The 18,506-nt window shown below is 57.5% G+C and carries 19 protein-coding genes; 6 read left to right on the top strand and 13 right to left on the bottom strand.

Annotated features, from left to right (window positions below):
• Positions 1-99 precede the first annotated feature (99 nt).
• The 9 genes from HY010_10375 to HY010_10335 form a co-directional block, all read right to left on the bottom strand.
• Positions 100-1,023 (bottom strand): ATP-binding cassette domain-containing protein, encoded by a 924-nt coding sequence (locus tag HY010_10375; protein MBI3476128.1) that lies wholly within the window; start codon positions 1,021-1,023, stop codon positions 100-102.
• Between the two features lie 69 nt (positions 1,024-1,092).
• Positions 1,093-2,025, bottom strand: a complete 933-nt coding sequence (gene cyoE, locus HY010_10370) for a protoheme IX farnesyltransferase (protein ID MBI3476127.1) — start codon at positions 2,023-2,025, stop codon at positions 1,093-1,095.
• Positions 2,022-3,032 carry a COX15/CtaA family protein gene (locus tag HY010_10365; protein ID MBI3476126.1) on the bottom strand — a complete coding sequence of 337 codons (1,011 nt, stop codon included), beginning with the start codon at positions 3,030-3,032 and terminating at the stop codon, positions 2,022-2,024. Before HY010_10365 ends, cyoE begins: the two co-directional genes overlap by 4 nt.
• Before the next feature lie 135 nt (positions 3,033-3,167).
• Positions 3,168-4,199, bottom strand: coding sequence for an isocitrate/isopropylmalate dehydrogenase family protein (locus HY010_10360; GenBank protein ID MBI3476125.1), 1,032 nt, complete (start codon positions 4,197-4,199; stop codon positions 3,168-3,170).
• Between the two features lie 20 nt (positions 4,200-4,219).
• A complete protein-coding gene (gene nrdR, locus HY010_10355) occupies positions 4,220-4,711 on the bottom strand; it encodes a transcriptional repressor NrdR (protein ID MBI3476124.1) in 492 nt (163 codons plus the stop codon).
• Positions 4,712-4,907: 196 nt separating this feature from the next.
• Positions 4,908-5,951, bottom strand: a complete 1,044-nt coding sequence (locus HY010_10350) for a flippase-like domain-containing protein (protein MBI3476123.1) — start codon at positions 5,949-5,951, stop codon at positions 4,908-4,910.
• 369 nt (positions 5,952-6,320) lie between these two features.
• Positions 6,321-7,058: a lytic transglycosylase domain-containing protein gene (locus HY010_10345; GenBank protein ID MBI3476122.1), complete on the bottom strand. Its 738-nt coding sequence runs from the start codon at positions 7,056-7,058 to the stop codon at positions 6,321-6,323.
• Positions 7,055-7,903: an HAD family phosphatase gene (locus HY010_10340; GenBank protein ID MBI3476121.1), complete on the bottom strand. Its 849-nt coding sequence runs from the start codon at positions 7,901-7,903 to the stop codon at positions 7,055-7,057. The genes HY010_10345 and HY010_10340 overlap by 4 nt, the downstream gene beginning before the upstream one ends.
• Positions 7,904-7,987: 84 nt before the next feature.
• The gene (locus HY010_10335; GenBank protein ID MBI3476120.1) at positions 7,988-8,545 is read right to left on the bottom strand and encodes a hypothetical protein; all 558 of its coding nucleotides are present in this window, start codon (positions 8,543-8,545) and stop codon (positions 7,988-7,990) included.
• A gap of 106 nt (positions 8,546-8,651) precedes the next feature.
• Between HY010_10335 and HY010_10330 the strand changes: the two genes are divergently transcribed.
• On the top strand, positions 8,652-9,089 hold the full coding sequence (locus HY010_10330) for a hypothetical protein (GenBank protein MBI3476119.1): 438 nt from the start codon (positions 8,652-8,654) through the stop codon (positions 9,087-9,089).
• 13 nt (positions 9,090-9,102) lie between these two features.
• Here HY010_10330 and HY010_10325 read toward each other — a convergent pair whose 3' ends face one another.
• Positions 9,103-9,948: an SDR family oxidoreductase gene (locus tag HY010_10325; protein ID MBI3476118.1), complete on the bottom strand. Its 846-nt coding sequence runs from the start codon at positions 9,946-9,948 to the stop codon at positions 9,103-9,105.
• A gap of 291 nt (positions 9,949-10,239) precedes the next feature.
• Here HY010_10325 and HY010_10320 point away from each other — a divergent pair, with 291 nt between their 5' ends.
• Positions 10,240-11,514, top strand: a complete 1,275-nt coding sequence (locus HY010_10320) for an inositol-3-phosphate synthase (protein MBI3476117.1) — start codon at positions 10,240-10,242, stop codon at positions 11,512-11,514.
• A gap of 128 nt (positions 11,515-11,642) precedes the next feature.
• On the opposite strand, the gene HY010_10315 is transcribed toward HY010_10320, so the two are convergent.
• Positions 11,643-12,269 carry a DUF4287 domain-containing protein gene (locus HY010_10315; protein MBI3476116.1) on the bottom strand — a complete coding sequence of 209 codons (627 nt, stop codon included), beginning with the start codon at positions 12,267-12,269 and terminating at the stop codon, positions 11,643-11,645.
• Between the two features lie 65 nt (positions 12,270-12,334).
• Between HY010_10315 and HY010_10310 the strand changes: the two genes are divergently transcribed.
• Positions 12,335-12,811: a PaaI family thioesterase gene (locus HY010_10310; protein ID MBI3476115.1), complete on the top strand. Its 477-nt coding sequence runs from the start codon at positions 12,335-12,337 to the stop codon at positions 12,809-12,811.
• Positions 12,812-12,964: 153 nt separating this feature from the next.
• Here HY010_10310 and HY010_10305 read toward each other — a convergent pair whose 3' ends face one another.
• Positions 12,965-14,434 carry a PLP-dependent aminotransferase family protein gene (locus HY010_10305; protein ID MBI3476114.1) on the bottom strand — a complete coding sequence of 490 codons (1,470 nt, stop codon included), beginning with the start codon at positions 14,432-14,434 and terminating at the stop codon, positions 12,965-12,967.
• 224 nt (positions 14,435-14,658) lie between these two features.
• Between HY010_10305 and pdxS the strand changes: the two genes are divergently transcribed.
• From pdxS to HY010_10290, 3 genes are all read left to right on the top strand, one after another.
• Positions 14,659-15,582, top strand: coding sequence for a pyridoxal 5'-phosphate synthase lyase subunit PdxS (gene pdxS, locus HY010_10300; protein MBI3476113.1), 924 nt, complete (start codon positions 14,659-14,661; stop codon positions 15,580-15,582).
• 97 nt (positions 15,583-15,679) lie between these two features.
• A complete protein-coding gene (pdxT, locus tag HY010_10295) occupies positions 15,680-16,243 on the top strand; it encodes a pyridoxal 5'-phosphate synthase glutaminase subunit PdxT (protein MBI3476112.1) in 564 nt (187 codons plus the stop codon).
• A 581-nt stretch (positions 16,244-16,824) separates the two neighbouring features.
• Positions 16,825-18,129, top strand: a complete 1,305-nt coding sequence (locus HY010_10290; GenBank protein ID MBI3476111.1) for an MFS transporter — start codon at positions 16,825-16,827, stop codon at positions 18,127-18,129.
• A 32-nt stretch (positions 18,130-18,161) separates the two neighbouring features.
• On the opposite strand, the gene HY010_10285 is transcribed toward HY010_10290, so the two are convergent.
• Positions 18,162-18,494: a 4a-hydroxytetrahydrobiopterin dehydratase gene (locus HY010_10285; protein MBI3476110.1), complete on the bottom strand. Its 333-nt coding sequence runs from the start codon at positions 18,492-18,494 to the stop codon at positions 18,162-18,164.
• Positions 18,495-18,506: the final 12 nt, after the last annotated feature.

Raw genomic sequence — 18,506 nt, 5'->3', positions numbered from 1 at the left:
TAATTTTGTAATTTGTAATTTGTAATCTGAAAACCAAAGGCTTACGGCTCGATGAGATCGTGCCTTGAGTTTTTAGATTACCAATTGCAAATTACAAAATTACAAATTCTCCTGGTTCCAGAACTTGTGCCCCGTACGATGAATAAAAACATCTTCGAGCGTGGGATTACTCACACTCAACGCTTGAATTTCTCCCGGAAATGCCTCAACCACGTCCGGCACAAATCGATGTCCGTTTTCAATCTCCAGTCGGACCTGCTGGCCCATCACAGTCGCATCCAGGTGGAACCGGTTTCGAATCTTTGCCGCCAGTCCTTCAGCGTCGCGCGATTCGAGCAGCACGACATCGCCGCCAATCTCGCGCGTTAACTCGGCAGGAGTCCCCAGCGCGACCAGCTTTCCTTCGTTCAAGATCGCCAGCCGGTCACAGCGTTCCGCTTCCTCCATCAGGTGCGTGGTCACGATGACCGAAACCTTTTCCTCATCCCGCAGGATCTGAAGGTACTGCCACAGATCACGCCGCGCTCCGGGATCAAGTCCAGTCGTCGGTTCATCCAGCAAAAGAACTTCCGGATGATGTAAGAGTCCCTTCGCCAGCTCAATACGCCGTTGCATTCCGCCGGAGAACGTTTCCACGCGATCGCCTGCCCGATCCAGCAGCCCCACCCGAGTCAGGATCTCTTCAATCCGTTGTTTCAGGGCCGGCCCGCGCAGACCATACAGATGCCCCTGATGCCACAGGTTCTCGTAAGCGGTAAGCTTTGCGTCGACACTCTGCGCCTGAAATACAACCCCGATATGCCTCCGCAAAGCGGACGATTGCCGAACGACGTCGAGATCCGCAATGTGCGCGGTCCCTGCACTCGGTACCATCAGCGTGGACAGGATGCGAAACAGCGTGGTCTTGCCGCTTCCATTTGGACCAAGTAGCCCAAACAACTCCGCAGGACGTACATCGAACGAGATCCCATCGAGTGCGGTCCGGTCAGCATAGCGGTGGACCAGACCCCGCACGGAAATAATCGCGCTGGTAGTCTTTGTCTGCTCTGTAAGGGGAATGGACTCGACGTCACTCACGTTTGGGGTCACAGATTATTTTACGCCGTTGATCATCATCAGCGCGAATAGCAAAGGCAGGTAGATAATGCTGGCTCGCAACAAGTGACGTGCCTGCTGTTTCGAGCGCGGCGCATTCATCGGCAGCCCCAGGCGGGCCAGACGGGCGCCGAAATAGCAGAGCGCAATACCCATCACGATCGCACCGATCGCATAAATCTTGCCCGACATTTCAAAAATCGTCGGTGCCAGGCTCACCGGAATCAAAGCGAGCGAGTAGGCCACAATCTGCCGCCCCGTCGTCTTCCCATCCTCCTCGAACACCGGGAGCATCCGGATATCTCCGGCCGCATAATCTTCCCGATAAAGCCAAGCAATGGAATAGAAGTGCGGAAACTGCCAGAAGAACACAATCGCGAACATGATGAGCGCGCCTAATTCCAGCCGCCCGCGTGCTGCCGTCCATCCGAGCACTCCCGGCATGGCGCCTGGAATTGCGCCCACAAACGTGCAGATGGGATGGAGCCGCTTCAGCGGCGTATAGGCCGCGAGATAAACAAAAGCCGTCGCCAGCGCCAGTAGTCCTGTGAGCGTGTTGGTTGCGACTGCTAGGTAGAACGCGCCTCCGACGGTCAGCAGCACGCCGGCAATCGTTCCATGCAGCAAGCTCATCCGTCCCGAAGGCAGCGGACGATTCGCAGTGCGGCGCATGCGCGCGTCGATCTGGTACTCCATGACTTCATTGAGAGCCGCCGTGCCCGCCGACACCAGTCCAATCCCCAGCAAGGCGTTGAACAAACTCCACGAAAGGGAAGAGACTCCATTCTTCAGCGCGCCAAAATAAAATCCGCACCACGCGGTCATCACGATCAGAGTCGTGACCCGCATTTTGGTGAGCTGCGCATAATCGCTCGCGAGCGTTCGTATGCGTGTGGGCGTAAAGGATGGGACCTGCGAGACAACGCTCATGCGGCGACCGGTTTCTGTTCCCGTCCAGGAACGCGTTCCTCAAATGACAACGGGACGTGGCGCCACACTTGGATGGCGAGAACGACGGTCGTAGCCAGCAGCAATGCTCCGACCGCGACGTGGACCACAGTGGAGAGGATCATTGGCCATTCCGGTTGCGCGGCATCATGTCCCCACATCACGCGTGTGATGAAGGCCATGAATCCCAGGCACAACTGCGCCACCATCAGGCTCAGCATCGTAATCGCCGGACGGCGCACCGCATCGATCTGCGGGTAGACGGAGATTGCTCGAATGGCCGTCCACGAAAGCACAATCGCCACTACTGCAGCGTGGACGACGTGCGGCCACCAACTTAATCCCTTGTGGCGGAACATCGCGCCCAGGATCAGCTGCGTATAGAGAACGAAGATTCCGAGCAAAGTGAGCGTGAACAGCGATGGACGTCTCTGATCGATGTCGACCTTGGGTTGTTCTTCGATCCATCGTGGCCCGGTGGAAACAGCGATCGCAACCGCAATACAGAAAAATGTTTGCGCCAGCGCCGCGTGCGCGCTCGAGATTACCGGAGGCAGGTAAAACAGAACCGTGATGCCGCCCAGAAGGCCCTGGAACATTACCGTCAGCAGCGCCATCACGCCCAGCAGGCGGAGCCACATTCGTTTCTCGACTCGCCAGGTCCATATCGCGAGGATGATCGTCAGCAGGCCGACAAGCTCCGCCACCATACGGTGCCCATGTTCGTACTGAACACCACCGACCATGCGCGGCATCTTATAGAGCGAACCAAAACTGGTAGGCCAGTCGGGAACCGACAATCCCGCATCGTTACTGGTGACGAGCGCTCCCGCAATAATCAGAAGCAGGGTAAGAAAAGCAGTCACGGTCGCAAAGCGATGCAGACCGCGATGATGCGGCACGGTAATCGACTTCAGATCGGTCCCCACAACAACCCCAGGGGATGCGTCGCTACTGGACACATCCGGATGAACTGAAAAACAGATCATTCTAACAGACGCCCGGAATCTCCCCGCACTCTGAATTCCACTCACACTCTCGACATAGAGACGGGGCTTGCCCCGTCTCTGTCAAAGTCTTCTATGGTGTGCCAGCGGAAGACGCACTAAGCCGTGTCTCTACGTTTAGGGTGTGGTATTGGCGGCGGTTTTTTGCGATTCCATGGCCGCGATCACCGCGTCCGCGAATTGCGAAGTGCCTGCGGTCCCGCCCACGTCGCGGGTGAGTTTCGTCCGATCGATGAACACATGATCGAGAGCGGCTTGGATTCGCTGGGCAGCATCGTGCTCGCCCAGATGGTGCAGCATCAGTAGGGACGAACGCAGTACGGCAGTGGGGTTCGCCAGATTCTTCCCGGCGATATCCGGAGCCGATCCGTGAACCGCCTCGAAGATCGCGCACTCGTGTCCAAAATTTGCGCCCGGCACGACTCCCAGGCCGCCTACCAGTCCAGCACACAAGTCGGAAACAATGTCACCGTACAGATTTTCCATCAGCAGGATGTCGTACTGATAGGGATTCATCACGAGTTGCATGCACGTGTTGTCAACGATGTGTTCGCCGTACGTGATCTCGGGATATTCCTTCGCCACCGTCCGCGAACAGCGCAGAAACAGGCCGTCCGACATCTTCATGATGTTGGCTTTGTGGATCGAGTGAATCTTCTTGCGGTGATACTTGCGCGCGTAGTCAAAGGCAAAACGCGAAATTCGCGTGGAAGCTTTTTCCGTGATGATCTTCAGGCTTTCGACCACGCCCGGGATGACCTCATGCTCGATTCCGGAATACAGACCCTCGGTGTTTTCGCGAACGATAATGAGGTCAACATTCGGATAACGCGCAGGAATATGCGGCAGATTCGTGATCGGACGGAAATTCGCGAACAGCTCAAAACGCTTGCGCAACTCCACGTTGATGCTGGAAAACCCGCCCCCGATGGGCGTTGTGACGGGCCCCTTCAGTCCGACCCGCGTGCGTTCGATCGATTCCGTCAGTTCCTTGGGAATGTATTCCTTGTATCTCTCAAAAGCTTCCGCACCAGCTGCGAAGCTCTCCCATTCAAACTTGACGCCGGTCGCTTCGAGAATGCGCACAGCCGCCTGTGTAACTTCAGGTCCAATGCCGTCGCCGGGGATAAGGGTAATTTTATGTGTCATGAATTCAAATGTGGGGCGAACTACTTCGCCGTGGTTTTGCTTTTCTGCTCGGGCAGTTCCTTGGTTTTCAGCAGGTCCTTCAACTCGGCCATGAACTCCTGCACGTCCTTGAAGTCCAGATACACGGAGGCAAATCGCACATACGCAACTTTGTCATACCGGCGCAGGCGATTCATGATCAGTTCGCCAACTTCGCTCGTCTTCCGTTCGCGCTCGGCGGACTCGATCACAAAAGCTTCTGCTTCGTTGACGATTTGTTCAAGCTTACTGATGGGCACGGGCCTTTTTTCGCAGGCGCGCATCAGTCCGTTCAGAACTTTCTGACGGTCAAACCGCTCCCGCCGGCCGTCCTTTTTCACCACCATGTAGGGGATTTCGTCGATGCGTTCGTAAGTCGTGAAGCGCTTTTCGCACTTCAGACATTCGCGGCGGCGGCGGATCGAATCCGCCTCTTTACTCTCGCGCGAATCCACCACCTTGTCATTTTCAAATCCGCAAAAGGGACACTTCATATGGCGCTAATTGGTACTCAGGAATACCACCGATTGTAGCAGGGGGGTGCGTGTGAATTTGTCCGACGCGAACCAGCATGGCTAAGAGGCGCGTTCAGGAAATGACTGCTGGAAGAGAAGCCTTCGTGAACCCTTGGTGTCCTTCGTGGTTCAGGCTTTAGATTTGCTTCTTTAAACCGGCACGGAATCCGCATTCCTAGGATGCCGGCGCAACCTCATCCTCTTTTTTTGCCGTCTCCTCCGACAGCTTACGGAGCGACAACCGCTCTCGATGTGCAAGAAACAATCCCAGCGGAACAACTGATACAAATGTGACCAGCCACAACATGATGCCGCAGCTGGCGGCCAGTTCCTTGGGGACATCAAACACCTTTTCCAGGGTTGCGATGGTGGCAAGTTGCGATCCTCCGCCGACTCCCGGCAACTGCACCATCGACCCGATCATGCTCGCGCCCATGAGCACCAGTACCTGGGACCGCTGTATGTCGAGAGATTCCACTCCATAGGAATGGGCCACGTCCTGATACGTCATGATGATCATGAACCACATCAGGAGCGAAAGCCCAATCAGCGCGGCCAGCGATCCCGGGCCGTGGATCGTGTCGAGGCCGCTGTGAAACTCGCGGACTCGGCTCGCGATCTTGTGTCCGAGGTTGGCGGCTAGATGAGAAAAACGCCGCTCCACCCAATTGGCGATCGCCTCGCCTTTCGCATGCACAGCCATGGTGCCCAATACCAATCCCACCACGAGCAAACTGAGGATGATTCCGCCTCGTTGAAATGCCTGGTAGAACGGCAATTCTTTCGGACCTTCCGCGAAGAAGATGATCGACACCAACAAGACCGTGAATGCTCCGATGTCGAAGATCCGCTCGACCGCCCATACCGCCATCTGCGACGAAAACGTCAAATCATGCCGGCGTGCCACCAGGTAGGGACGAATCAATTCTCCCGGGCGTCCAAGCAAAGCAAGCCCTGTAAAACCAATGATCGTGGGGGCAACCAAACTCATCGACGACGCTTTCGGCCTTACGGGTTTCAAAAAAATCTTCCACCGGATCGCCCGCACGACATACGCCAGATAGATCAGAGCCACGCCATGCGCGATGTGAAACCAGTTCTGTGGACGAGTCTGCCAGAAGCGCGCCCAGTCGAAATTCTTCCATGTCCTGAACTGGAGATAAACCAGCACTACCAGCACCAGGAACACTACGCCATAAACGAGATATTTCTTTTTCATGAATGTGAACAGAGGAAGGTCAATTGCGCGCCGGGCACGTCCCCTGCATGAAGGTATATGACAGAGCAGGCAGGGTCAACGTACGCAGTGTTGGATGCCCAGCAATTTCCGGGCAGTTGCTTTTGGGTGGCGCAGCGGTTCACCGCTGCGATAGAGAGCCAGCCTGATCGTGGGCTTTAGCCCCTGCGGGATGCCGAGCGCGAGACCCTCTCGCGACATCCTTAGCAATTTTCCTGCGGCTGGTCGCGTCTCAGAGTGCGGCATCTAGTCTCAGACGGCCGCAACTAGGCTTAGACGATAGCAGGCATACGACGGCAAGTCGGGAACATGGTCTGTTTCTGGGCAGTTCGTTTTGGGTGGCGCAGCGGTTCACCGCTGCGATAGAGAGCCAGCCTGATCGTGGGCTTTAGCCCCTGCCGGACGCCCAGCGCGTTTCGCCGCTTTTTCCTGCGCGATCTTCTTGCGGTTGTAGTCGCGCACGATCCCATTCACATACGCCCGTGTCTCCCTGTATGGAGGCACTCCCCGATACTGCTCCACCCGCATCGGGCCAGCATTATACGCCGCCAGTGCTTTCACCAGATCGTAGTTGTAGCGCTCTAGTAGCGTGCGCAGGTAGCGCGCTCCACCGTCGACATTGGCTGCGGGGTCCAGTGGATTCGTCACTCCCAGTTTTTCCGCCGTGCCCGGCATGAGTTGCATCAGCCCTTGCGCGCCTTTGCGCGAAACTGCCCGCGTATTAAATCCGCTCTCGGCGCGGATCACACTGTTCACCAGATCCGGATCAAGGTGGTAGTTCGCGCTAGCGGATTTCACGACTTGATTCAAGTCCACGGAATTTGCAGGCGAGACCGACTTGGCCAGGTGCGGCGGCAGGGACAAATCCTTTTCGAAGCCTTCAATGTCCGATGTCGGCACATCTACGTAGCCTGAATCGCTACTTCCCATAAACAGCCGCGTATTTTCTCCGAGCACCTGGTGCCGCTCGTGCCGGATCGTGAAGCCGTTGCGCAGGAGCGCCAGATCGGCAGCGACGCAACTCGGCAGACAAGCCAGGGTCAACGCCCCCGCCACGATCGTTCGCCGAATGGATTGCAGTCTCTTCATTCCGCCTTGCTCACCACGGATTCCAAGGGGGCACCACGCAGCACATGATCGATCGCCGCCGCGACTCCGTTTTCCGAATTCGAGCGAGTCATCGTCCAGCCCCGGCCCAATAGTTCCTTGGACGCATTTCCCATGATAAAAGGCCGCCCGGCGAAGGCAAGCATTTCAATGTCGTTGTAGTTGTCACCAACGGCCATGACCTGATCGCGAGTAATCCCACGGTAATTGGTCCAGCGCTCCAAAGCATGCCCTTTGGAACAGCCCGCGTTCAATACGTCAACAATCGACAAGTCGCGGCCCGGATACTCAGTGCGGAGCACCGTAATCGGCAACCCGCTGGCATCAAGCGCCCGCAAAACCTGCTGCATCAGCCCAACCGGACCGCAGAACATCGCCTGCACCGGGTCAGTAGTTAGGGCACTCTCGATCGGTATCACGAACTCGATGTAGTCCAAGTTCTTTTCCAGCCAGTGCCGGATACTGCCCTCCAGTTCCCGCAGATGCTCGAGCACGATCGCGCCCTTACTTTCCTTGTCAAAGGTAAGAACGGTCTGCCCCCGGAATTCTTGCATCGTGCCGAGCAGTCTTCGACACGTTTCGAGCGGCAACATGTCACGATGAAAAGTCTCTCCCGCAAGCGACCGCGTCACTGCTCCGTTGCAGCAGATCAGCCATAGGTCGAAGCCAAGCTGCTTCGCAATGGGAAGCGCAAAGGCGTGCCGACGGCCGGTCACGAGGATGACCTCGATCCCTTGTGCATGGGCGTTGCGCAATGCCGCCAGGTCAGTTTCTGAAATCTGAAATTGAGGGTTCAGCAGGGTACCGTCAATATCGACGGCAATCATTCGGAGAGAATCGGCAGCCACAGTCGATTTTAACATTCAGTTGTGGGACCGGCTCTCTGAACCCGGCCCCACAAGGCCGAAGAATCAGGGCACAACGACCGACGTCGTCGTTCCGAACGGTCCCGGGGATTGGAAATCAACAGCGCACCCGGCATTGCCAGCGCCGCCAATCAGATTGCACCCCGCTCCGTTGCGGATGGTGAACTCCAGATTGTAGGTGCCGGAAGCGATCGGGCCGACCGTTACTTTGAAGGATCCCTTCCCATGCATATCGGTCGTTACGACGCCCATTTCCACCGAGGCCACGGAACCGGTGAAATTCTGCTTGGTAATCTGCCCGCAATTGCCGCTCGATGGATTGGCGGGAAACTGGCCGAATGTGCCGGGTGTGGTGGTGCAAAAAATGTGGACTCCCACCTGGTAGAGTTTGTTCGGAACAGCCCCGACCAGGCTGAAAGTTACCGTCATCTTGCGAGAATTCGACACTGACCACTTCACGTTGCTCGAAGCCAGGTTCAGAGGCTCGCTGAAATTGTCCCAGCCGGTCGTAAAATGCTGGGTGGCAGTTTCCACGATATCCGTTCCGTTCTGGGCGAAGGCCGACAGGCTGAGAGCCGCGATCAGTAAAAGAAGCTTCTTCATATTCTTCTCCTCCTACATGTCATATGCGGAAAAGGAGCGGGGAATCGGGTCATGAATTTTCGCGGCTTTGGCGTCTGTGCGACAATCTTGGGCTCGGAGACCTGACATGAAACTTCGCTTCCTGCTTCTTCTTGCTATCTTGCTTCCCGCAGCCCTGCCGGCTCAGACTGCCGATACCGCTGGTAAGCCCTTCGTCGTCGAGTACTACTACAAGGCCAAGTGGGGATCGGCTGACGAATTCCTCCAGCTTTTCAAGAAGAATCACTACCCACTCCTTAAGAAGGAAGTGGAAATGGGGCGCATGCTCAAAGTGTCCGTCGACCAGCCCCGCTATCACACCACCGAAGACGGCCGCTGGGATTATCGCGTGACGATCGTATTCAAGAACGCGACCATCGCCAACGAACCCTTTGACGAAACCGAACTGAAGAAGCAGCTCTGGCCCGACCAAGCCACCTATCTGAAAGAAGAGCAGCGCAGGTTCGAGATCCTGCTCTCGCATTGGGACCTGCCGGTGCGGACCATGGACCTGGACGGGAAGTAGGAATCCCGCCGCGCTATCCGTCGATCTTCAGGAATTTCGCAATCACCTTTTCGTTCCACTTCCACGGCAGAATCCGTTTCATCGCGAGTTGAATCTTGGCATCCGGACCAACCAGATACCGTAGCCGCGGATTCGGATCCTGTGCCACCCGGGTGATCACGTGCGCCACGGCAATCGGATCCCGCTTCGGCATCGCGTTCACACGCTCCCGCATTTTCAAGCTGCGCTGAAAATTTGGAGAAGCATCCGAAGTCGCCTTCTCTCCCATCTGCGCCCCGCGCGTCCATATATCGGTCTGGAACGCCCCCGGCTCCACCAGCACGACATTGATGCCAAGCGCATTCACTTCCAGCCGCAGCGACTCCGTCCAGCCTTCCAGCGCGAACTTGGACGCCGCATAGCTGGAAACCGTGATCGCGCCCTGCAGGCCACCGATCGACGAGATCATGATGATGTGTCCCGAGCCCTGCCGCCGCATCACGGGAAGAACGGCTTTGGTCAGCGCCACCGGACCAAAGAAATTCGTCTCGAACTGCGTGCGCAGTTCTTCCAGCTTGATGTCTTCGGCAAATCCAGCGACGGCGAATCCGGCGTTGTTGACGAGCACATCGATGTGTCCGTAGTCACGCACGACCCCATCGACAAATGCAGGGATCGTGTCGATCTCGGTCACGTCCAGCCTTCGCACTTCGATCTTCGCTGCCACTCCGGCAGCCGCGGCTGCCTCGTCCAAGCGGCTGCGCCGTCCGAGATCGCGCATCGACGCCACTACGCGATATCCAGCCTTTGCCAGTTCAATCGCCGTGAGCAATCCAAAGCCGCTCGACGATCCGGTGATCACCGCAATCTTGTCAGACATGATTTCTCCGTGTCCTCTGTGGTAAAGATTTCAGCCTCTCATCCAACATGCAATTGGATTGCTGAGAAGCGCCACTCGCCGCACAATTTACGCCATACAATCCCCGCGTGTTTGCAATGCTACCTACAAATGAGAGAACATATCTGTTTGCCTACTACTATTTGAAGCGACAAGGACTGATCCCAAATGCCAACTCCCCGCAAGAATGGCAGCAAACCGGCGCGCGTCGAAGTACAGTCGCCCCGGTCGGAAGGTTTCGAAACCAAGCCCGCAAAAGGAAAGCTGGGCGTCATGATCCCCGGCATGGGCGCCGTGGCGACGACGTTCGTCGCCGGCGTGGAAGCCATCCGCAAGGGCATCGCGGCCCCCATCGGCTCGATGACCCAGATGGGAACCATTCGCCTCGGCAAGCGCACCGACGGCCGTTCGCCCAAAGTAAAGGAATTCGTCTCGCTGGCGACGCTCAATGACCTCGTTTTCACCGGTTGGGACATTTTCGAAGACGACATGTATGCCGCTGCCTCCAATGCCGGCGTGCTCGAAAAAGAATTGCTCAAGCAGGTGAAAGGCCGCCTCAGCTCCATCAAGCCGATGAAGGCCGTCTTCGATCACAACTACGTCAAGAAGATTGACGGACCAAACGTCAAGAAGGGCAAGAACAAGCTGGACCTGGCCGAGCAACTGCGCCAGGACATGCGCAATTTCAAGAAATCCAGCGGCGCCGATCGCCTCATCACCATCTGGTGCGCCTCGACCGAGTCCTTCATCGAAGCCAGTGCCATCCATCAGAACCTGAAATCTTTCGAAAAGGCGATGAAGGAGAACGATCCGAATATCGCTCCCTCGATGATCTACGCGTACGCGTCCCTGCAGGAAGGCGTGCCGTTCGCCAACGGCGCTCCCAACCTCACGGTCGACATTCCCGCCATCCAGGAACTCGCCCGTGAACGCGAAGTTCCCACCTGCGGCAAGGATTTCAAAACCGGCCAGACCATGATGAAGACCGTGCTGGCTCCCGCATTCAAAGCGCGCTTGCTCGGCCTGAGCGGATGGTATTCGACCAACATTCTCGGCAACCGCGACGGCGAAGTGCTCGACGATCCCGGCAGTTTCAAGACCAAGGAAGAATCAAAGCTGGGGGCTCTGGAGCACATCCTGCAGCCGCAGCTTTATCCCGAACTGTACGGCAACATGTTCCACAAGGTTCGCATTAACTATTACCCACCTCGCGGTGACAACAAAGAAGGTTGGGACAACATCGATATCTTCGGATGGCTTGGCTACCCGATGCAGATCAAAGTCGATTTCCTGTGCCGCGATTCAATCCTCGCCGCGCCGATCGTCCTCGACCTGGTCCTCTTCCTGGACCTCGCCCAGCGCACACCGGAACTGCGCCGCCTCGGAATCCAGGAGTGGCTAAGCTTCTACTTCAAAGCCCCGATGACCGCGCCGGGACTCTATCCCGAGCATGACCTGTTCATTCAGTTGATGAAGCTGAAGAACACGCTGCGCCACTTGAAGGGCGAGGAGTTAATTACGCACCTGGGATTGGAGTATTACGACTAGTTTGTGTGGCGCAGGCGCCCCCGCCCGCGTTGCAGTGAGATCTGACAAGGCGATCGTCACTTCTTCAGCCGGGAAGTGCAAATCACTCTAAGCGTCGCTCACACCGTGCGGCGCGAGGCTGGGAGTATTTATGCATCCATCTCCCACGCCTTCCTCAGCCAGTCCTTCAACGCCGAGTCAATATCGGACGTGGCCCTGACCTCAATCCGCCGCGTAATCCGGTCTTTCTTCTCGTACCCGCCGGTATCGATCAGCCGCTTCGGTGTTTTCATGTTCTTCAGGGCCAGACCGAGATCGATGCGTGTGTTCGTCGAGACTTTAATGTTGGCAAACACATGATTCCGATAGATCGCCACTGCAGTCTTCCCGGGACAAGCCTTTGCATCCTTGCCCACGGCCAAGACCACTTTCAGCAGCTGGTCATACGCCGGACGCAGCGCCACACGGGGTCCCGTAAACATCGCCTCCACCCACGCCTCCGCAGCCGTCAGATAGGCTTCTGGAGAGTCTTCTTCGGTTCCTTTGCCATCGGCGCGCTCGGCAATACAGATTGCTGAGTTGGTCCCGAGTTTGTGCTCCCTCTTGAGCCATTCGCGGCGTTCTTTCTCCGTGGGCGGTCCCATCTGCTTCACGAAGGCAATCCACTCGTCCGGCGATCGCCCGGTCTTCTCGGGCAGGTCGTGGATCCACTTCTGCATCATGGCGAGTCCCGGATGCACGCTATACAAGCCACTGGACGATTTCACAACAGCCATGGCAGCCACCTCTGCGACGTCATGATACTCAATCGAATCGGAAAATCACGATAGAATCTCAGCCGATGGCTACCAGGAAATCCGCCCGCGGACGCGGACACAGCACGGTGTACGTCCGCCTGCAAAAAAACTACTGCTTCGCCTGTGGCAAGAACAATCCAGACGGCATGCGCCTGCGCTTCACGTACGACGAAAAACGCAATGGCTACGTCTGCCGCTTCCGCCTTGACAAGCGCTACACCGGACCGCCCGGGCACTGCCACGGCGGCATCATCGCCACCATCCTCGACGAAGCCATGGGCAAAGTGAACAAACTCCGCCAGGTAGTCGCGCTCACTTCGGAGATCACGATTCACTACCTGAAACCTGTGCCCCTGAATAAGCCTCTGCGCGTCGAGTCCCGAGAAGTAAAAGTAAAAGGACGTCGCCACATGAATATGGCCGAGATCCTGAATCAGAAAGACGAAGTACTGGCCCGCGGACAAGGCCTGTTCATCGCCATCGATCCACACAAGATGTTCGCAGGATTTGTGGATCGCTAACTCTCGCAGGGAAAGCTGGCCAGCAGTGGTGTAAAGGAATAAATCTTAATATCTGTCATCCCGAACGAAGTGAGGGATCTGCAGTTCGGCACAATACAGATCCCTCACTTCGTTCGGGATGACAGTTCCGAAAAAGTTACGTTGCGTCCAACGTCACGGCCGAAGAACCGCCGCCAACTCTTCCACCCCGCGCCGCAACTCCCGCGGCTCCACCGCAGCGAATCCCAACACAATCCCATTGCCTCGAACTCTTCCAAAGGCATAGCGACGAAGGGGGATGACTTCCACGTTCTTCTTCGCTGCAGCCTCGGCCACATCTTCCGCAAGCAACCCATCCCCGAGCCAGCCAATCGTCTGTAAACCCGCCTCGACATTCGAAATATCCACGAGTCCGGCCAATTTCTCGCGCGCTCCCTTCAGCAACACTCCTAGCCGTTCTGCATACACTTCGCGCATGCGTCGAATGTGCCTCGCGAAATGCCCTTCGCGGATGAAGTCGCACAACACCGCCTGTCCCAGCAGCGGCGGATGATGTGTACTCACCGACTGCGCCGCGGCAAATACGTCCACCATTTCCGGTGGGACGACGAGATATCCCAGGCGCATCGCAGGGAACATTACTGCACTGAAACTTCCTCCAAAAATGACCACGCCCGCCCGATCCAGTCCCTGCAATGCCGGCACTGGACGACCCGAATAGCGATATTCACTGTCGTAGTCATCCTCGAAGATCAACACGCCGGACTTGCGCGCCCATTCCAGCAATGCCAGCCTTCGTCGCAGGCTCATCGTTACGCCAAGAGGGAACTGGTGAGCAGGCGTAACGTAAACCAGTTTCGGACGCGGCCAGCGTTTGATTCCACGCTGCAGATCCAGCCCCTCCGCATCGACGGGCACTCCGCATATCTTCGCCCCGACCGCCCGCAGCACGGCTGCCGCCCCTGGATATCCCGGCTCCTCCATCCACGCCGGTTCGCCGGGATTGAGCAGGAGCCGAGCTGTGCGGTCCAGTCCTTCCTGCGCGCCGGAAACAATCAACACTTGATCGGCCGTGCATTTCACACCCCGCGAAGTGTTGAGATATTCCACCACCGCTTCGCGCAACGGGCGATAGCCAAGCGTCTCGCCGCCCGCTAGAAGTTTTGTGGAAGCTTTCCGTAGCCGACGTGCCGCGATTTGTGCCCACAGCGTCGTCGGAAACAAATTGAGAGCCGCCTGATTCGGACGAAACGCGCGTACTGGATATCGTACCCGCGACCGGAACGGCTGCAACCGTTTCGCATACTCAGAAAGCGTGACCGCGCGGCGCGGCAACCGGCTTTCCGTCGGCACTCCTCCAACCTGCAGCAATTGGTCCGGCAAGACCTTGCTCACGTAGGTTCCGGAGCCCGTCCTGCCTTCGACGTAGCCTTCCGATTTCAGTTGCTCGAATGCGGTAACAATCGTAGCCCGCGACAATTTGTAGGCAAGGGCGAGATCGCGCGTTGCCGGCAAGCGTGCGCCCGGATGGAGTCTGCCCTCCAGGATCGCGATCCTCAATTGTTCGTAGAGCCAGTGATAGAGGGGCACGCCGGCCGCTGGAGCGGGCAGGCTGAGCGGTAAGGAAGTAGTTTTGCGCCCCATCGCAGTGGTATGGTGTGTTTATGTCAAATGGACATAGTAAGGATACCACTCTAAACGCTATCCTTTGATCGTGGTCTTGCGGTAGGAAGATCATTGCGGTTCATACCCACCGCAGCCGCGAAGCGGCGAAACGTGAGAGCCCGGCACGGCAGTGCCGGGAAAGCCGCGCGTAGGTCGCGGAGTCCCGCAGGGACGGCACCCAACCGTTGCAAGGAGAGATCATCATGTCGCAGAACAACGGACACAACACCACCAGCCTTCGCCTGAAAACCGGCCTCGCCGAGATGCTCAAAGGCGGCGTCATCATGGACGTCACCACGCCGCAACAGGCGGAGATCGCCCAGAGAGCCGGCGCCGTTGCAGTCATGGCGCTCGAGCGTGTTCCCGCGCAAATCCGCGCCGAAGGCGGCGTAGCCCGAATGGCCTCTCCCAAGATCATTCGCGAAATCATGGCGACCGTCGACATTCCGGTCATGGCGAAATGCCGTATCGGCCACTTCGCGGAAGCGCAGATTCTCGAACAACTCGGTGTCGACTACATCGACGAATCCGAAGTCCTTACCCCCGCCGACGAAGCCCACCACGTCGATAAACATGCCTTCAAGGTCCCGTTTGTTTGCGGTGCGCGCAATCTGGGCGAAGCTCTTCGCCGCATTGCCGAAGGCGCATGCATGATCCGCACCAAGGGCGAAGCCGGCACAGGGGACGTGGTGCACGCCGTAAAACATATCCGCCAGATCGTACAGGAGATGCGAATTCTTACCGTACTCGGTGAAGAAGAACTCTACGCGAAAGCCAAGGAACATCAGGCGCCGTACGAACTGGTGAGGATGGTCGCGCGCGACGGCAAACTGCCCGTACCAAACTTCTCCGCCGGTGGCATCGCGACACCGGCCGATGCTTCGCTCGTCATGCAACTCGGCGCCGAGGCCGTATTCGTCGGCTCCGGAATCTTCATGAAGAGCTCCACCGAGTTCGCCGATCCGGCGGAAGCGGAAAAGCGTGCCCGAGCCATCGTCAAAGCCGCTACCCATTTCAACGACCCGAAAGTGCTGCTTGAAGTCAGCGAGGATCTGGTTGGCGCCATGAAAGGCCTGGCCGTTTCCAGTTTGGACGAAGCGCACATGCTGCAGACGCGCGGCTGGTAGAAACAGCGTCGTTCGCTGTTCGTCGTTCGCCTATGTTGGTGTCTCCGACACGCGAAGGACGAACGGCGAATCGCAAGCGACGGAAACTATCAACAAGATGAAAATCGGTGTCCTGGCCCTGCAAGGCGATTTCGACGCTCACCGCCGCCGCCTCGAAGAACTCGGCGCCGAAGTCGTGCTTGTCAAAAAGCCGGAGCAGTTTGAGGAAATTGCCGCTCTTGTCATTCCGGGCGGCGAGTCGAGCACATTCTTGAAACTGCTCGGCGAAGAAGGTTTCAAGAAGTTGAAAGACTTCGTGCAGACGAAGCCAACCTTCGGCACCTGCGCCGGAGCGATTCTGCTGGCGAATGAAGTGGAAAACCCGAAGCAGGCAGGACTAGGCGCCCTCGACATCACCATCCGCCGCAACGCCTACGGACGCCAGGTTGACAGTTCCATTCGCGAAGGACAGTTTCTCCACAATCCCATTGAAATGGTATTCATCCGCGCTCCAAAGATCGAGCGCATCGGCGACGGGATTGAAATCATTGCCACAGAAGGCAGCGATTCCGTCATGGTGCGCAAAGGGAAGACGCTGGCCGCGACATTCCATCCCGAACTGAGCGACGATTCCCGCATTCACCAGTACTTCCTCGACATGATCACTACGGAGACACGCTGACCCTGCTCATGGGTTGCGGTTTCCTCCGCACCTCTGTGCCACTGTGGTAAACGAGAGATCTACTTCAGCAGGAATTCCTTCGCAAACATCTCCGCGTCATAGAACCGGCAGAGATGTAATCCGCAGGGAAGCGGCGCGAGCGCTACAGCACAGACGAGGCGAAACAAAAGCGGTTAATTCGTGAATCGACGGCGGACCAGTGTCGCCAATCCTACAAGTCCGGTACCAAGCAAAAGCAGGAGACCGGGTTGCGGAGCCGTGGACGAATGCACAACTGCCGGAGCGGCAAAGGAATTTGCTACCGTCATCAAAACCAGTACTGCGGGGCCAGAGATTCGCACGGGACAACTCCTTTATCCCCCTGACTACCGCAAGCGATTCTCCAACCTCCAGCTTGTCACGAACTGTTCAAATAGCTGGTTTTAGAGGGTATTTCATGACAATTTTTGTCAATGTTAAGGATTTTCCGATCCCTGACCCAAATTGTGTGCAGTCCTTTTCACAGGTTTGCCCTGTGCCAGGGGATCCTGTGTCGGCAGCCGCGACAATCCGGTATCCTGTCAGACTCTACGACGCTCCCCATGGACCCAGCTCCTGAGCAGGAAGTCAGCACCATTTCGTTCGCCTCCTACCTGCGCCTGTTGCGCGGGAACGCCAATTTCCGGCGTCTATGGGGCGCGCAAGTGGTCAGCGAAATCGGGGACTGGTTCTACACTCTGGCGATTTACAACCTGCTGCTGCAACTCACCGGGCGCGCCGGATCGGTGGCCCTCGCCCTGGTTCTGCAAGTTCTCCCGCAGACGGTAATCGGCACGGCGGCCGGCGTCGTGAACGACCGCATTCGACGCAAACACGTCATGATCGCCACCGACCTGGGACGCATGGTCATCGTGTTCTGCATGCTCTTCGTACGTTCCAAAGAGATGGTGTGGCTGGTCTACCCCCTGCTGATTGCGGAAACCCTTCTGGCCGCTTTCTTTGAACCGGCGCGTAGCGCGGTGATCCCCAACATCGTGAAACGCGAAGACGCAGTTCTCGCCAACACCCTGTCCTCGACCACGTGGTCTCTGAATCTGATGATCGGCGCAACCTTGGGAGGCGCGGTCGCGGCTCTGTTGGGACGGGATTGGGTCTTCATCCTGAATGCATTGTCTTTTCTGGCTTCGGCTCTGCTGATCCTCCGGATGCGCTTTGACGAGCCACATGCCGAGGGCGCGCGGCCGCTGCATGTTCGCGATCTCGTGGATTTTTCTCCGATCGTCGAGGGCTTCCGCTACGTGCGTTCCCAGGCTCGTCTGCGTTCGGCGATTTTCCTGAAAGCCGGAAACTTGATGATCGGGCCCGGCTGGGTACTGTTCACGGTGATGGGACAAAATGAATTTGCCATCCGCTGGCATGGACTTGCCCCGGCGCGCGGGGCATTCGTGGGCATGAGCCTTCTGCTCGGCGCCCGCGGACTGGGCGCGCTCCTCGGCCCGCTGGTGACCGCGCCCTGGGCTGGACAGCAGATTCGAAGACTGGAGACCGCCATCTTCTGGGGATTCCTGGCCTCCGGGGCCGGTTACATGATGCTCGGGGTAGCCGGACATCTGTGGCAAGCCTGCTTGTGCGTGATGCTGGCCCACTTCGGTGGCGCGATCAACTGGGTGTTTTCAACGACCCTGCTGCAATTGCAAAGCGAAGATAAATTCCGAGGCCGCGTCTTCGCCGCTGACTTGGGACTCTGCATGTTTACGATTGCCGCCGGCGCCTACCTGGCAGGAAAATTTGTCGACATGGGCTTCGCCGCCCGGCATGTCGCGAGCGCAGCGGGAGCATGCATGCTGATCCCGGCAGCATTGTGGGGGATGGCAATTCGCTGGAAGAAACCACACGCGGACTCTTGATCTAGACTGGCGGCCCGCAAAGCCAACGATGCCTAAGCGCTGTACAGACGTTGGATTTTGGCTGCCAGGATGAAGTCCGATTCCGTCAGCCCGTTCACCGCGTGCGTCCAGATCGTGATCTCCACCTTGCCCCATGCGAGCAGCATATCCGGATGATGTCCCTGCTCCTCCGCAAGCCCGCCAACCTTGTTAACGAAAGCGAGAGCCGAACGGAAGTCAGGAAATTTATAGACGCGGACGAGGTGGTGTTCGTCGACCACCTGCCACTCCGGCAGTTGCTGACGGAAATCAGCGAGGGCGCTTCCTTTGAGAGCAGGAGTACCGCCCCGGCAGGGAACACAGGTCTTATCGGCGAGAGAAGTCATGACCGCTTCGAG

Source organism: Acidobacteriota bacterium (assembly GCA_016196065.1).
GTDB lineage: Bacteria > Acidobacteriota > Terriglobia > Terriglobales > Acidobacteriaceae > Acidiflorens.
The sequence above is the reverse complement of the archived record's forward strand: the minus strand, read 5'-3'. Positions and strand labels throughout refer to the sequence as shown.